The sequence below is a fragment of the Bacillus sp. SRB3LM genome (assembly GCF_015712745.1).
Lineage (GTDB): Bacteria > Bacillota > Bacilli > Bacillales > Bacillaceae_G > Bacillus_A > Bacillus_A thuringiensis_K.
In genome coordinates this window covers 372,313-387,920 of sequence record NZ_VWVQ01000021.1, presented here as the reverse complement: position 1 = coordinate 387,920, position 15,608 = coordinate 372,313, and the positions used below count along the sequence as shown (strand labels likewise).

Sequence of the window (15,608 nt, the reverse complement as noted above, 5' to 3'; positions counted from 1 at the left end):
TATTCTCCTTTCTAAATTTTAATAAGGTAAATATAAATAACATTCCACAAAAGAAAATAAAATCCTTTTGCACTTGCTGCATATTAATCAACTAGATCAATATTCAAATACCGTTCCTTTCAACCTTTCTGGGCATTACCAGCATTAGCGATAGCTGGTTTAGGTGCTCGTGACATTATGGGATTTTGTGTTGTGAACTTACTATATGCGGGTTTTATCATTTAGTCTATACTTCTTATTTATTTAAACGAAAAGCTAGTTTTATACTAGTTTTTTTACATAATAAATCATTTATTTCCCATGCATTTTATAACTGTATTCCACTCTACGTCCTTAAGATGTAATGCCTCAAACGCAAAAAAATCTTCACACACTTTTTCAATTAGATATGGATTTTCCCTCAAAAAATTCCACTGTAATACTTTAGGAAGAAAATGCATTTCATATTCTTTACTTCCCCGTACTACCTCATCAACTTCTCTTTCACAAATTCCTCTTATCAAGTAGTCATTTCTTAACTCAATTTGAATTTGTTGAAATGTATCGCTGCATTTTTTCAATTGAAGTAAACGCGTAACATACTTCCGAAAAAGTTCGCCATCATACTGAACACAGTTTATAATACGGTCGACTTCATTCATAATGTACGAGCCTTTTCTTCTATTTGTAATAACCATTTTTCACGCTTTGATACTTTACTCGTTTTCACAGATTGAAACACTGACCGTTTTATATCGCGAATGCCACAAAAACGTAAAACACCTCTCTTCATCATAATCCAATCTGCTGATCGATATAACAATGCGACGTACCATAGAGGCGAGTCTAACGTATTAATAACCCACGCTTTTTTCCCTTGCAATAATCCTTTCGGCAGAACCCCTTCATATTTATAAGCAAATCCAGCTACGAAAATACGATCGATAAATCCTTTTAAAATTGCTGGCATCCCCCACCACCATATTGGATAGATGAATAAAAGTGTATCTGCTTCTTCTACTAACGTTCTGTACCGAGCTGTTTCTTCTTCATTTACTAAATCACGTCTTTTCTTCTCTTCATGAAATACGAGGACTGGATCAAATTGTTCTTTGTATAAATCAAGTACGGTAACTGAATGATTTGTTTCCTGTAGTCCTTTTTGCACATGATTTAAAATCGCCGCGTTAAAACTTGAAGGATTAGGATGAGCGTATACAATTAGTACATTCACTACATAACAACTCCCTCTATAAGTTAAAGTTTCCCCTTCTTTAACAACTTCTCTACAATTTGCACGTTTTTCGAACTTTGTAATAAACGGTTTAATACAGTAAGTAACTCTTCCTTTTCTAAATCTTTCAGTTTCTCTTTAACTGCACTCTCACCAGTGCCTTGCATATCATAAACAACTGCCGCCATATGTTTACAATAATTTTCATAGGGACACTCACAGTTACTTTCTGAAAAATCTTTGAGGTCGATAACGACTTCATAATTTCCTGCATTACCATTCACAAAAGCAAATACTTTATTATCATGTACTTCAACATCTTCTACATGTCCATCTTCATAATATTCATATCCTCTATCAATAATATATTTCGGAATATGCCTATATAGTTCTTTTATTAAATAAGCATACATAACAACACCTCTTCCTTTAATTCCCTTTTGACTTCTAGAGCCCCTGCATGTTATTCTAATAACTGTCAAATAGCAAGTCTATATGACAAAATGACTGACACCTATTCGGCGAAGGTGTCTCTTTTCATTTGCAGCCGATATGAATTGCCTCTTTCAGGCACATTCAATTTTTGACACTACACACTCAACACCATTCCCTGTATCAGGCTGCTTTAGCAGTCTTTTACTCTACATACTCCGTTATTTTAAGAAAAAAAGAGAGCTTAGCTCCCTTTTCTCGCCTTATACAATACCCCTTTTTCAGCATAGAGATATTCATCAGCTAATGTAATTTTCCCATCCAGTTTTAGTTCGTCTAATAATCTTGATAAATAAAATTGATGCAACATCTTTTTCGTGAATTTTCCTTCATGATGCGAAACGATATGTTCTTGAATATCTAACAATGATATCGGCTTATCTTGCTCTATCATATATTCATAAACTGTACTACGCAGTTTTACGTATTTTTCGAGTGTCACAGTAATGCGCAACCCCTTTCTTCTTAATATAAATTTTCGTAATCGGTTTTTTTGCAATAAAAAAACCTCTCCGATAAGAAGAAGTTACGTATATATCTTCGTCTTATCTCCCAGAACAAATATGTTCTGCTGGAATTAGCACCTGCATCGCGGTTGCTGGGTTTCATCGGGCCAGTCCCTCCACCTCTCTGGATAAGAAAATATTCACTTAATTCTTACTATACGTAATTCCACTTTAATTGTCAAACAAATATAATAAATATAACAAATTATATTTTCTTCCTTACTGTTCATACTACCCATATATGAACATGCAAGGAGGATTATGAAATGCATCAAAATGCTCGCGGATATGTACAAGATTCTTTTCAATCATTACAAGAAGCTAAAAATTGTTTAGAAGAAGCGCTCGAAACAGTTGAAAAAGATTTTAATCGCGCTCGTATTGAACAATCACTTTATGCTGTTGAACAAGCTATTCAACGTTGCGAGTACACCGTTCACATTTTAGAAAAAGATTAAAAACTTCCCATCAATTGATGGGAAGTTTTTTCAAATGGCATACTTCATAATTATTGCCGTTATGATTAAAAAATATACAGAATTAGCAATTTCTAAAATTCCTACTTTTATAATAGAAATTTTTTTGCCATACAACACAATTGCTCGAATGACACTTGGTATAAAAATAAGAGAACACCACGGATTAATCGCAAATACAATTATCGTTAACAAGATATGATATCCCCAAGATATAAGACGATACTTCGGGTTATTTTTTTCACGAATCATCGTTTTCACATAGAACGTACTACCTAAAAAGTATAAAAATGAAATAAGTGCAATGAATAAAGCTGTATGATCGATTTGCTTCATTGAAAAGTAATAACTAATTAACCCACCGATACAAAACACAATGATTGCACAAATATCATTTAATAGTGCTCTTTCATTTTTTTGACGGGCGTAATACATATTCACTATAAATAATGGAATCATTACTATTACGAATAAAAGAATTCGCCACTCATATAATAAAGAAATCATCCCAAATAGGAACGCAATAATGAAATAAACAATGGCAGCTTGTAAAAACTCTTTTTTTCGTCTTTGCTTTATGTACGTAAGAAATGGATACGTGGCTAAATAGATAAAAAACCACGCTAAAAACAATGGAATATGATAAATAGTAGGTTTCCCAAGTATGACACTTAATAAAAAAGGAATAACAAGCATGGCCCATGCACCATGTTGCTTCGGAATAACTAACTTCATTAACTATACACCTCACTTTTGAAAAAAGTTCTCACCTACCATTATACAAATAATTTTATATAATAACGGATGCATATTAAATCAATTTTTTGACAAAAAAATGCTCCTTACAATATGTAAGAAGCATGAAAGAGGCAAACGAATATGTAAGTCGCGACCCTACCTTATATGAGTATGCTTTTCTATGTCACGTTATGCTCATCTAATATACCGTATTTCTTTTTAAATCTTGTAAGAATCGTAATCCATGAAGTACTAAATAGTAATAAGAAAATAACATTCGAAATCGCATGGCTCAAATCAAAGTAAAAACTTGCGATATAATACGAAATGACAGTTTCCCACGTTGCTTCTCGTATAAAACCGAGAAGGCCCCAGAAATTCATAATCCAGCCAAATAAAAAGCCAACAATTACTCCGTAAAGAAGTCTTCCCCATAGCTTTTTCATAAAAAATGTATTACGAAGTAGACCTGCTATAAAACCAATCATACCCCACGAAAACATTTGCCACGGTGTCCATGGACCTTGTCCTAAAAAAATATTAGATACGATTGCTGCTGTAGCACCAATCATAAAACCAGTTTCACTTCCAAATACAATTGCAGAAACGATAATGACAAAAGAAGTTGGTTGTACACTTGGTAAAATAGAAAATGGCACCCGGCTTACTGCTGCAATTGCTGCTAATACAGCAACGAGAACAATTTCACGTGAAACAAACACCTTTCTTTCAAAACGGATATAGAAAGGTAACATAATAACCGCTAATATAAACAAACTACTTAACATGTAATAACCGTCCATGACAAGTGTCGTAAAGAGTAATGTGCCGATTATTACTGCAAAGATACATATTATGAATGCAACATATCGTTTGGACAAGCTTCGTACACATCCTCCCACGTTAATGCATATGGCAATTCTTTTCGAATGAATCGGTTAATAGATGTTGTATAAAAGAAGTTGCCGCTAAAAAATTCTTTCGGTGCATCATTCATAATGACTGTTCCATCAAATAACATCATACATTGATCCACGTATTTCGCTGCAAACTCAATATCATGCGTTGCCATTACAATTGTTGTACCTTCTTTTTGCAGCTTCCTAAATAGTTCTCCTACTCTTTCTTTCTTCCATGGATCCAATCCCTTTGTCGGTTCATCAAGTAATAATAACGTTGGCTTTGATAATAACGTCGTACATAACGCAAGTAATTGTTGCTCCCCTCCGCTACAATCATGCGGATGGCGTTCTTTAAGCGAGTACAACCAAAACTGTTTTAGCGTATCTTCTGCTATTTCTTTTCCTTGTTCTCCATATAATTCACGCGCACGTTCATAAACCTCGTCCCATACTGTATCAAATGTAAAATGGTAATACGGATGCTGCGATACATACCCAATACTTTTAAACCGTTCTTTCGAATCGATTTTATGTATCACTTTTCCGTTCCACTTTACTTTTCCTCTTCTCGCTTTTTGTAATCCTGCTAAAATCGTTAACAGTGTAGACTTACCTGTACCGTTCTTCCCAACGAGCGCTACCCATTTTCCTTTTTCAATCGAAACTGATAAATCACGTAAAATAAGCGGACTATTTTTTTCATATTGGAACGAAATATGCTCTGCGCTTAAAATTACCTCTTGCTTTTCACTTTGTGCTATTAGGTCATTTACATATGATATCGCTGCAAAATCATTCATTTTCATTTGCGCCTCTCGCACTGTAAACGGAATATCTCTCACATTCCACTCTAAAAATAGCCTTGGAATTTGCGGAATAAATGGACGGAATGTTTCTACTCCCCACATATCCGTAATAACAATTTTAGGACTACCATCATACATAATACGGCCATTATCCATACAAACAACGCGTGTTGCAAGCGGGATAACTTCATCTAAACGATGTTCACTTAAAATAATCGTAATTCCAAGTTCTTCATTAATCCGTTTTAATAATCCTAAAAACTCTTTTGCAGCGATTGGATCTAACTGCGCTGTCGGTTCATCTAATAATAGCAATTTCGGCTGCATAACTAATACCGCAGCTAAATTGACAAGCTGCTTCTGCCCACCAGATAACGTATGAACAGATTGATGCAATAAATCTTGAAATCCTAAAAAGCTAATAAGCTCTGCTATTCTTTTTTGAATAATATGTGATGGTAATCCGATATTTTCTAAAGAAAATGCTAATTCTTGAATCACTGTATCCATAACGATCTGGTTTTCTGGGTTTTGAAATACCATCCCAATTTCTTGGGCAGATAACAAATCAGCTACTTCCTCTATTAAAACACCCTCATAAAATATCTCTCCAGAACGCGTACCAATTGGAAGTAACTCCTTTTTAAAATGTTTTAATAACGTCGTCTTCCCAGATCCCGATCCTCCAGCAAGTGCAATAAACTCACCTTTTTGAACAGAAAGAGAAATATGCTGTAACGCTTTTTCATTTTCATCAGCATATACAAATGATAAATTGTTTATTTCTGCATGCGCCACCATATCCATTCTCTCCCTTCCATTATGATTGGTAAACTAATAAACATCGAAAATACGACAAACATCATCCCATCGTATTGCTGAAATAGAATCGATTCGACTTTCGGATAAATAATCAATTTCCCTCCGCCGTAATTACTACATACAATAGCAGCTATAAATAAAATGATTAAATAACTGAGCGTATACCAGTCACGCCTTTCCATTCTATAGCGAATATACGTCGTACGCTTCGTTACACCAAATCCACGAGCTTGCATAGAATCTGCCGTTTGCAGTGCATCTTCTAATGAACAAATTAATAATACTTGCAGCAATTGCATACCATTTTTGACGCGTTCAATTATCGAACCTGAATCTACCTGCACACCTTTCGTCTTTTGAACGAGTGTGATTTTCTTTAATCGCCTTATAAACAAAGGAACAAATCTCACTGTAATCATCGTTAACAATGCAACTTTCGGTGAAATTCTTGAAAACAAATATAAAAATTTATGACTGGAAATAATATCATTGTATGACGCAAACGTAAACATAACTGCAACTAGTAATAACCCCATTACTATTCCAAACATAATCGCCTCAAGCTTAATACGGCTATCACCTAACCAAAATAACGTAGTTCGACCTCTATGCGTTAATAACGAATTAAATAAAATTACCACAAAGAAGAAAACAATTGTGCTCGGTAGCATCTTTCTTATCTTTTCGCTATTTCCTTGCATCACATTTAACATAATAATTAATACTATTGCTCCAATTAAAAAAAGAGGATGAAGACACATCATACATAGTATCATCACCCCGATATAATAGAAAAAATTCACAAAAGGATGTAAAGAAGAAAAACTTATTTTCATAGCCCTTTACCGAATGCCTTTCTTATTGTAATACGTATACCCACTCAATTGTATCTCCTGGTTTTACCGTAGCTACACCAGCACTATGGTTTGGAAAAGCACCGTTCACACGATATTTCCATCCACTAGTATCCGCAATATCTTTTTCATATAAATCATTAATACCTTTTACATAAATACTATCTCTAGATCCGCTTGCATCAACATCTAATCCTGTACGTTGCAATACTTTATACACTGTATCGCCTTCTTGTACATCCATCTTTTTCGCACCCATTATATATCCGTTATTTCCTTTTACCGAGATTGTTACTTGTTTTGCTTGCGGTTTCGGTACTGGTACTGGATCTGGTTTTGGTGGTTCAGGTTTTGGTACTGCCGGAGTCGGTATCGTTTTCTCCGCTTTATTCGGATCAACTTTTTGCTCCTGCTTCGGTGTTTCTTTCGGCTGATTCACAACCTTTGCTTCTTCTTTTACTTCTGGTGCTTTCGGTTGTTGTTTCTCTTCTTGTGCTGGTTGCTGCTCTGGTTGCTTATTTACAGCCGGCTGTTCTTTCGATTGTTCCTGTTGTTTCTCTTCTTTCTTTACCTCTGGTTGTGCCTGCGGCTTTTCCTCTTTCGGCTTCTCTTCTACTTTTTGTTCTTGTTTCTCTTTCTGCTCTTCTTGCTGCTTTTGCTCTGATTCAGCTTGCTTTTCTTCTGTTTTTTCTTCCGGCTTCGCTTCATCTTTTTGTTCTTCTTGTTTCGCTACCTCTTCTTGCTTCGGTTCTACCTTCTTCTCAGGCTTTACAGCTGCCTCTTCACATCCGGCAAGTAGCCCGAGCGAAAGCAGTAAAGAAATGAACCATTTCACCTTACTCATCATATCTCTCACCTTTCATACGAAAATTAGGAGCAAATAATTGCTCCTAATTTTTTGTTAAGCTGCTTTACGTCTCCATAATACATATGCAGAAGCAATACATAATACACCCATACTTACTTCTGTTGCTGCACTATGAGAAGATGCTCCTGTTTTTGGTAGACTGTTACCGTTTCCGATTTTTTTATTCTTAACCGGTTCGTTATCTACAACTACTTTTAGATTTTCATCTTTTGTTTCTTGTTGTACTTGTTTTTGTTCTTTCGGTTCTTCAATAACTTCTTTTTCTACTACATTATTTTCTTGTTCAACGACCTTTTCTGGCTCTTCAATCGGTTTTGGCTTAATTACATTACCATCGTCTACATTAGACCAATCATAAATAGATTTTCCCATTTCCTTAAATTGAAGTAATGCTAAAAGAGCCTGTTCTGTAGCCATTCCGTTACCATTTTGATCACTTGGTAACCATTTAAATTCACCATTTGAAAGTTGATATGATAATAGGTTTTGCATTGCCTTATGAAGACGATTTTGATCTACATCTTTAACAAGCGATAATCCAATAATTGCTTGCGCAGTACTATTTGAATTTTCTTGTCCATCAGCTGAAAAACCGCCATTTTGCAGCTGTTCGTTATATAAATACGCAACAGCTTTTTGTATAGCTGGTTTCACATCTGATCGCTCTTGATAAGGAGCTAATGCTGATAAAACCATACCTGTTACATCAACACTACTAGCACTATCTTTACTACCTGAACTATTATAAGTCCATCCACCGTCTGTATGCTGATTATTTAACAGTGCTTCCACTAGAGCAACTCTGTTCCATTTTGATTCAACTGGAATCTCATACTTCTTCGTATCAAATGCAAGTAAAGCAAATGCATAACCTGTAACAGAATTCACTTTATCTGACTCATACAATTTTTGAACTAAATTATGTCCACCTACATTTTTAGGGTCTGCACTCATTGCATTCATCATAATAATTGTTCTAGCTAAATCTGTCGCTGAAAAACGATTAATGCGCTTTTCTACTTTTTCAGTTACTGACTTAACATAATTTAATTTCGCCTCAATTGGCACATTCTTTCCAGAACGAGAAAGCGCTACAGCTACCCAGTCACTTTCAATTCCATCTTGTAACATCTTATCTGATGTTTTAGAAATGGCTTCGTTTAATTGTGCACTTGGATCTTGAATGTTCTCTTGCTTTGGTTGTTCTGGTTTTTCATCATTTGTTTTTGTACCATCTGTTTTTTCTTGTTTTGAACCATCTGTCTTTGGTTCTTCTGGTTTTTCTTGTTTTGGATTATCCGTCTTTGGTTGTTCTGGTTTTTCTTGTTTTGGATCATCCGTCTTCGGTTCTTCTGGTTTTTCTTGTTTTGGATCATCCGTCTTTGGTTCTTCTGTTTTACAAGTCCCGAACTTATCTAACGTTTCTTTCAATGTTTCCTGGCTCATATTGCTCCAGTCTGAAACAAAACGGAATACAACAACATCACCAGACTCTAATTTATAACTATCTGCCCCAACTTGTGCAGATGTATCATTTACATCGTATGTCCAACCACTTGTAGCCCCGGCCATTAAGCCATCGATGCCTTTTACATATGTTCCAAACGACATCGTTTCAGATTCTACCTTGTCCCCCATGACCTTTTGCAGCAAACTTAAAGCTGTTTCCCCATCTTTAATCTGCTCTTCTTTCGGACATAACATAATGCCTTTTTGTGATTCCCCAATAATTGCAAGTTTTGCTGTATTTTCTTCAGCAAACGTAATATGTACTGTATTCGCAAAAGAAACAAATACAAGTGTCACTGCCATTAACGACGTAAGCAGCCACTTTTTCAACATTGCCATCCCAAAATTTCCTCCCTTACTACCATTTACACAAAAAAAGGCCCTTCAAGGGCGTGCGATTGACACTCTCTTTTTGTAAGTGTCGAACAAAAATGTACAACACCTCCTACCCGCATTATTCGCGGCTATATTTGTATAGGAAAAATAATTTTGTTTATGAACGTATCATTGTGATAACATTCACTTTTCTCGGCACAACTTACTTCCATTTAAGTTATCGTAAAACGATAAACCTATACATTCTGTAAATTTTAAATTTCTGTATTATTTTACTATTGACAAAGAATTTTGTCCATGCTTTATCGGATTTATTTTCTAAGAATAATAACTTATTAACTCTTAACTATGTAAACTCTTTTCACTAATAATGACGCCATCTTCATCCGCATAAACATATTCATTTGGATTCCAATCCACTTGTCCAAAATGCAATGAAATATTTCGTTCTCCTTTTCCTTCTTTCACACTTCTATTTGGCATTGTCCCTAACGCTAAAATACCAATATTAATATTCTTTAGTTCACTAGAATCACGAACATACCCATTCACAATAATTCCTGCTAGCTTTCTTTCTTCAGCAATAGCTGCCAAATTATCACCAAGTAACGCACAATTAGTAGACGCTCCGCCATCAACAACTAATACTGTTCCTTCTGGTAATGTTTGCAATCCTTCCTTCACTAGTACATTATCATCTTTCACTTTTACAGTTGCAATTTTCCCGTGGAATTGTTCTTTCTTCCCAAAAGACCGAAAAGACTGGCGACATATTTGTAATTCCTTTTCAAATTCATCACATAGATCTGTAGTTTTCCACATCTTGTTCCCTCTTTTCCTTTTTCTTTCTACATAACATATTCTTGGCTTATTTTCGTTTCCCTGTCTAATATTGCAATAATTTGTATGTACGGGAAAGGATACAAAAACTATTGCCTTAAGAAGCTACCTTTATTATAATCTATTTCACGGATTAAATTCAGAATATTAAAAATTAAATAAGTGAAGAAGGAGGGATTTTATGCAAATACAAACTGAGACAAAAAAACAATCTAGTAAACAAAAGTTTAAAATGCCCGATGCGTACGTACTACTATTTTTTATTGCTTTACTTTGCGCCATTGCTACGTATTTCGTTCCTGCTGGAGAATTTAAAAGGGTTACAAACGGGACCGTTACAACAACAATACCAGGTAGCTACCATTCTGTTCCGCAATCACCTGTAGGATTTGTCTCTTTTTTTACCGCTATTGAAAAAGGAATGACACTTGCTGCTCCTATTATCTTTCTAATTTTATTTACGGGCGGGGCTATTGCAATTCTTGAAAAAACAGGTGCCCTTGACGGTTTAATCTATCATGTTATTAACAAATTTCGTAATCAGCAATTACTTTTCATTTGTATAGTTGCCGCACTTTTTTCTATTCTTGGAACGACTGGCATTATCGTTAATTCAGTTATCGGTTTTATCCCCATCGGCATCATCGTTGCACGCACATTAAAATGGGACGCTATCGTCGGTGTAGCAATTATTTATTTAGGTACTTATGCTGGCTTTAATGCTACTATTTTATCTCCCTCACCTTTAGGCATTTCACAAAAGATTGCAGAACTTCCGATGTTTTCCGGAATTGGTTTACGCACCGCAATCTATATATCTTTTTTACTTGCCACTATCCTTTATATAAATTGGTATGTAAAGCGCTTGAAAAAATCGAATAAAGGAAGCATTCTTGGCGATAACTGGTTTCCAAGTAACGCTCTTTCAAGCGAAAAAGAAACAGAGAAAAAAGAAGTTCCTTGGACGATACGTCATAAATTAATTTTAATCGTTTCAGCTTTATCATTAATTGCATTTTTAATAGGCACTTTTCGTCTACATTGGACGGACGCAGAAATGACTGCTACTTTTATTTTCATAGCAATTATAGCGGGAATAATAGGTGGTATGAAAGCAAACGATATCGCTTCTACTTTTCTAGCAGGTTGCCAAAATCTCATATACGGTGCTTTAATCGTTGGAATGGCTCGTTGTATTTCAGTCATTTTAGAACAAGGAAAATTGCTTGATACGATTGTTAACCAACTCGCACAAACTCTCGAAGGACAAAGCCCTGTATTTGGTGTTATCGGCATGTATGTGAGTAGTGCCGCATTACATTTCCTTATTTCATCCGGGACAGGAGAATCGGTTATTTTTATTCCGATATTAGCTCCATTAGCTGATTTCATGCACATTACACGCCAAGTTACAGTACAGGCTGTTATGCTTGGAGAAGGTGTAGTCAACTGCTTAAATCCAACTTCCGGTGTTTTAATGGGCGTTCTCGCAGCAAGCGGCATTTCTTACGGCAAATGGATTCGATTCATGGCTCCACTTGCATTCATTTGGTTTATCATTGGACTTGTTTTTCTTATTGTTGGGGTGAATATTGAGTGGGGACCGTACTAAAATACCCATATATACTTAACTTGATAAAATATCTATCCTATTCTCCTCTTCAATCCTATAAAAATCATTTATTCTAGTAAACATATAAGAAGGGATTGATCATAATGATCAATCCCTTTTATCAAAATATAATACCTTTAAAAATCTTAGTTCCAAATTTTATTTACCCATTCAGGATGATCAATAAAAGGATTGCGGTTATGTTGATATTTTGTAAAAATCACTTCATTACGCTTTCGCTCTAAATCATCGACCGGGTCTTGTTCATTCCATTTTAATAAAACAGATAGTTTCCCCATGTATGCATCTTTATTGTTATTCACTTTTTCATTTAGTTCTAAATCTATTTCGCCGTTGTCCCCCTCGTAACGAACAGCCATATAAAACAGCATTCTAGCAATATCTCCTTTTACACTATCACGAGGTTCCCAAGAATCACTATCATATTTACATTCTGTCGCTTCAGAATGATTTACACCACCGTTATCAAAATCCAGATTTCCACGTGAACTATTTACAGATACATCCGTCGCTCTTAAATGATGTAGATCTGTTCCAGGTCCTGCAGTCGTTCCAAAGTCACCGTGAGATTTTGCCCAAACATGCTCACGGTTCCAGTTATTTACTCCTGATCCATTCGTAAGCTTCCCTTGCGAACGACCAGTATATAAGAGTATCACATTATTTTCATTATTTGGATCTTCATCAGTATCTCTTAGTGCTTCCCAAACCGCACTGTATGATAACTTTGTATGATTATCAATAATATTATGCAGTTCCTTCTTTAATTCTAAGCCCGTTTTTCCTATTGCGTTATTATAATATGTATCGTCATAACTTTTTACAATAATCTCTTGTGCTGATGCAGGAGCTACTTCACCGTGTATAGTATCTGTGAATGATAGAGATGCAGAACCTAAAATAAAAAATGAAGATAGTGTAATCATAGCAATCTTTGTATTTCGAAACTTCATATACCCATTCCCCTTTAAAATATAATTTGAAGCTATTAACTAAAAAGCGCTTTCTAACCCCCGAAACCTTTTAGAAACCCATACCCCTTTTCTGTTTATTTAATACAAGACTCTATCCAGTCTGTATCACTTCTAAACTTTTTGTTTATTCACATTCCAAACAATTTCACTTTTTACAAGGAATATCCTTCTCTTATAAAGATTATTAAAATATTCTTTACAATTTAAAAGTAGTTTAATATTAACTTATAAATTGTAATTTATTTATGCAATAATACATATTTGATAATTTGTTCAAAAGCATTTAAAGAAAACTGTGCTCAAATATATAAAATTTAATATAGAAATTAAAAATCCGATGCTAATATGAATTCTTTTCTCTACAAATAAAAAAAGAATGTGTCTCACACATCCCTTTTTTCATTCCCATTTGTAAAAGGATTCTATATCCCTTCAAGTCTTACTATTTATTTCGTTATCTCACCAAACTGCGCTCTCGTCACTTTCACCAAGTCATCAACTTTAAGCTCAATTTGTATACCGATTTTCCCGCCGCTTACTATCATCGTTTCAAGTGATTGGGCGCTTTCATCGATACATGTAGAAAATAGCTTTTTCATTCCGACTGGCGAACAACCACCGCGAATATACCCTGACACTTTCGTAATATCTTTAACAGGAATCATTTCAATCTTTTTTTCACTTACTGATTTTGCCGCAGCTTTTAAATTTAGTTCCTCATCTACCGGGATGATAAACACATGATAATTTTTACTATTCCCTTGAGCGATTAACGTTTTATATACTTCTTTCACTTCTCTTCCAATTTTCTCGGCTACTGATACGCCATCAATTTTCCCATCATCTGGATCATATGACATCATCGAATATTCAATTTTCTCTTTATCTAATATTCGCATCGCATTTGTTTTATCTTTTTTCATGGGTTTCTCCTTAAAAAGTCATTTCATAACATTATTTTTGCTTTTATTATACACCCTTTTCCATTTCTCCTACATAACTTCACGTATTTTTCAAAACTAAAAATATTGATAATTGAAAAATCATCTGATATAATTTGGAAAAACTTATGTTAAGGAGAGATTTGTAATGAGAAATTTTAATACTTCTTTCCAACTTCATCATCATACGTAACGCCGTGTATCCGAAGAAAAATTTTTCTTCGTGGGTACAGGGCTTTTCCTGTTGACCTACGAAGCGTTCATAAAGCTATGTGGGTATTTTTATACCTGCATAGCTTTTTTTAATTTAAAAAAGGAGTGATTATGATGGAAATGAGAAATGTAAAAGGAACGAAAGACTATTTACCAGAGGAGCAAGTGCTGCGAAATAAAATTAAAAGGGCTTGTGAAGATACGTTTGAACGATACGGATGCAAGCCGTTAGAGACACCAACGTTAAATATGTATGAGCTTATGTCTTACAAGTACGGTGGTGGCGATGAAATATTAAAAGAAATATATAAACTTGAGGATCAAGGAAAACGTGACCTTGCGTTACGATACGATTTAACTATTCCATTCGCAAAAGTTGTGGCAATGAATCAGAATATCCGCCTTCCGTTTAAACGTTATGAAATTGGGAAAGTATTTCGAGATGGGCCAATTAAACAAGGAAGATTTCGTGAATTTATACAATGCGACGTTGATATAGTCGGTGTAGAATCAGTCATGGCTGAAGCGGAACTCATGAGCATGGCGTTTGAGCTGTTCCGAATATTAAACTTAGAAGTAACGATCCAATATAATAACCGAAAATTGTTAAACGGTATTCTCGAGTTCATTAACATCCCTACTGAGTTAACGAGTGACGTCATTTTATCATTAGATAAAATCGAAAAGATTGGGATTGATGGTGTACGAAAAGATGTATTAGAACGCGGAATTTCTGAAGAAATGGCTGATACGATATGTAATACCGTATTATCTTGTCTAAAACTTTCAATTGCCGACTTTAAAGAAGCTTTCAATAACCAACTCGTTGCCGATGGAGTAAACGAATTGCAACAATTACAGCAATATTTAATCGCTCTCAGAATAAATGAAAATACGATATTCAATCCGTTTTTAGCAAGAGGACTCACAATGTATACTGGCACCGTATATGAAATCTTTTTAAAAGATGGATCGATTACATCCAGCATCGGTAGCGGCGGCCGTTACGATAACATTATCGGAGCATTCCGTGGTGATAATATGAACTATCCAACAGTCGGTATTTCATTCGGTTTAGACGTTATTTATACAGCACTATCGCAGAAAGAAACAAACCCATCTACAGCGGATCTATTTATCATCCCACTCGGGACAGAGTTACAATGCTTACAAATTGCCCAGCAATTACGCACCATTACTTCGTTAAAAATCGAACTAGAACTAGCAGGACGCAAATTAAAACGTGCCCTTAATTATGCCAATAAAGAGAATATCCCTTATGTGCTTATTATTGGTGAAGAAGAACTTAGTACAGAAACCGTTATGCTAAGAAATATGAAAGAAGGTAGTGAAGTAAAGGTCTCCCTTTCTTCTTTAAGCAGTTATTTATAATACAAACCACCCTCGTTTGGGTGGCTTTCCTATTTTATAGATAATCAATAATTAGTTTACATAAAATAATTACAAGCTACTTAAAACTAAAAA

The 15,608-nt window shown here is 35.0% G+C and carries 16 protein-coding genes, 1 pseudogene and 1 riboswitch; of the genes and pseudogenes, 4 read left to right on the top strand and 13 right to left on the bottom strand.

The features are described from left to right. Window positions 1-120: 120 nt before the first annotated feature. Window positions 121-247, top strand: a pseudogene (locus tag F3I02_RS15200) (TIGR00366 family protein); the annotation flags it as partial. Between the two features lie 40 nt (window positions 248-287). Here F3I02_RS15200 and F3I02_RS15195 read toward each other — a convergent pair. The 4 genes from F3I02_RS15195 to F3I02_RS15180 all read right to left on the bottom strand — a co-directional run bounded on the left by F3I02_RS15195 (window position 288) and on the right by F3I02_RS15180 (window position 2,147). Further along, window positions 288-641: a group-specific protein gene (locus F3I02_RS15195; protein ID WP_142237952.1), complete on the bottom strand. Its 354-nt coding sequence runs from the start codon at window positions 639-641 to the stop codon at window positions 288-290. Continuing rightward, window positions 638-1,213, bottom strand: coding sequence for an NAD(P)H-dependent oxidoreductase (locus F3I02_RS15190; protein WP_001101654.1), 576 nt, complete (start codon window positions 1,211-1,213; stop codon window positions 638-640). The genes F3I02_RS15195 and F3I02_RS15190 overlap by 4 nt, the downstream gene beginning before the upstream one ends. 23 nt (window positions 1,214-1,236) lie before the next feature. Further along, window positions 1,237-1,626, bottom strand: coding sequence for an SWIM zinc finger family protein (locus tag F3I02_RS15185; RefSeq protein ID WP_000271476.1), 390 nt, complete (start codon window positions 1,624-1,626; stop codon window positions 1,237-1,239). Between the two features lie 263 nt (window positions 1,627-1,889). After that, a complete protein-coding gene (locus F3I02_RS15180; protein ID WP_000171476.1) occupies window positions 1,890-2,147 on the bottom strand; it encodes a hypothetical protein in 258 nt (85 codons plus the stop codon). A 100-nt stretch (window positions 2,148-2,247) separates the two neighbouring features. Then, window positions 2,248-2,346, bottom strand: a riboswitch (SAM riboswitch). A gap of 131 nt (window positions 2,347-2,477) precedes the next feature. On the opposite strand from F3I02_RS15180, the gene F3I02_RS15175 reads away from it, so the two are divergent. Further along, window positions 2,478-2,669: a hypothetical protein gene (locus F3I02_RS15175; RefSeq protein WP_000554032.1), complete on the top strand. Its 192-nt coding sequence runs from the start codon at window positions 2,478-2,480 to the stop codon at window positions 2,667-2,669. A gap of 30 nt (window positions 2,670-2,699) precedes the next feature. On the opposite strand, the gene F3I02_RS15170 is transcribed toward F3I02_RS15175, so the two are convergent. The 7 genes from F3I02_RS15170 to rraA all read right to left on the bottom strand — a co-directional run bounded on the left by F3I02_RS15170 (window position 2,700) and on the right by rraA (window position 10,344). Then, window positions 2,700-3,422 carry a YwiC-like family protein gene (locus F3I02_RS15170; protein ID WP_000779974.1) on the bottom strand — a complete coding sequence of 241 codons (723 nt, stop codon included), beginning with the start codon at window positions 3,420-3,422 and terminating at the stop codon, window positions 2,700-2,702. Window positions 3,423-3,604: 182 nt separating this feature from the next. Further along, entirely contained in the window at window positions 3,605-4,306 is a 702-nt protein-coding gene (locus F3I02_RS15165) for an ECF transporter S component (protein ID WP_000044903.1), read from the bottom strand. Continuing rightward, the gene (locus F3I02_RS15160) at window positions 4,279-5,940 is read right to left on the bottom strand and encodes an ABC transporter ATP-binding protein (protein ID WP_033703060.1); all 1,662 of its coding nucleotides are present in this window, start codon (window positions 5,938-5,940) and stop codon (window positions 4,279-4,281) included. The genes F3I02_RS15165 and F3I02_RS15160 overlap by 28 nt, the downstream gene beginning before the upstream one ends. Beyond that, entirely contained in the window at window positions 5,913-6,791 is an 879-nt protein-coding gene (locus F3I02_RS15155) for an energy-coupling factor transporter transmembrane component T (RefSeq protein ID WP_002164100.1), read from the bottom strand. Before F3I02_RS15155 ends, F3I02_RS15160 begins: the two co-directional genes overlap by 28 nt. Window positions 6,792-6,813: 22 nt before the next feature. Beyond that, complete coding sequence (locus F3I02_RS15150; RefSeq protein WP_196478116.1) at window positions 6,814-7,653, bottom strand: DUF4430 domain-containing protein; 840 nt, start codon at window positions 7,651-7,653, stop codon at window positions 6,814-6,816. Between the two features lie 57 nt (window positions 7,654-7,710). Further along, window positions 7,711-9,525 carry a DUF4430 domain-containing protein gene (locus tag F3I02_RS15145; protein ID WP_196478115.1) on the bottom strand — a complete coding sequence of 605 codons (1,815 nt, stop codon included), beginning with the start codon at window positions 9,523-9,525 and terminating at the stop codon, window positions 7,711-7,713. Window positions 9,526-9,864: 339 nt separating this feature from the next. Beyond that, the gene (rraA, locus tag F3I02_RS15140) at window positions 9,865-10,344 is read right to left on the bottom strand and encodes a ribonuclease E activity regulator RraA (RefSeq protein WP_000266038.1); all 480 of its coding nucleotides are present in this window, start codon (window positions 10,342-10,344) and stop codon (window positions 9,865-9,867) included. Between the two features lie 199 nt (window positions 10,345-10,543). Between rraA and F3I02_RS15135 the strand changes: the two genes are divergently transcribed. Further along, window positions 10,544-11,974 carry a YfcC family protein gene (locus F3I02_RS15135; protein ID WP_196478114.1) on the top strand — a complete coding sequence of 477 codons (1,431 nt, stop codon included), beginning with the start codon at window positions 10,544-10,546 and terminating at the stop codon, window positions 11,972-11,974. 146 nt (window positions 11,975-12,120) lie between these two features. Here the strand turns inward: F3I02_RS15135 and F3I02_RS15130 are convergent, their stop codons facing one another. Together F3I02_RS15130 and ybaK are read right to left on the bottom strand one after the other, a co-directional pair. Further along, window positions 12,121-12,948 carry an endonuclease I family protein gene (locus F3I02_RS15130; protein WP_196478113.1) on the bottom strand — a complete coding sequence of 276 codons (828 nt, stop codon included), beginning with the start codon at window positions 12,946-12,948 and terminating at the stop codon, window positions 12,121-12,123. A gap of 467 nt (window positions 12,949-13,415) precedes the next feature. Then, the gene (ybaK, locus tag F3I02_RS15125; RefSeq protein WP_000710851.1) at window positions 13,416-13,892 is read right to left on the bottom strand and encodes a Cys-tRNA(Pro) deacylase; all 477 of its coding nucleotides are present in this window, start codon (window positions 13,890-13,892) and stop codon (window positions 13,416-13,418) included. A gap of 345 nt (window positions 13,893-14,237) precedes the next feature. On the opposite strand from ybaK, the gene F3I02_RS15120 reads away from it, so the two are divergent. Further along, entirely contained in the window at window positions 14,238-15,515 is a 1,278-nt protein-coding gene (locus F3I02_RS15120) for a histidine--tRNA ligase (RefSeq protein ID WP_074593376.1), read from the top strand. The last annotated feature ends 93 nt before the right edge of the window (window positions 15,516-15,608 follow it).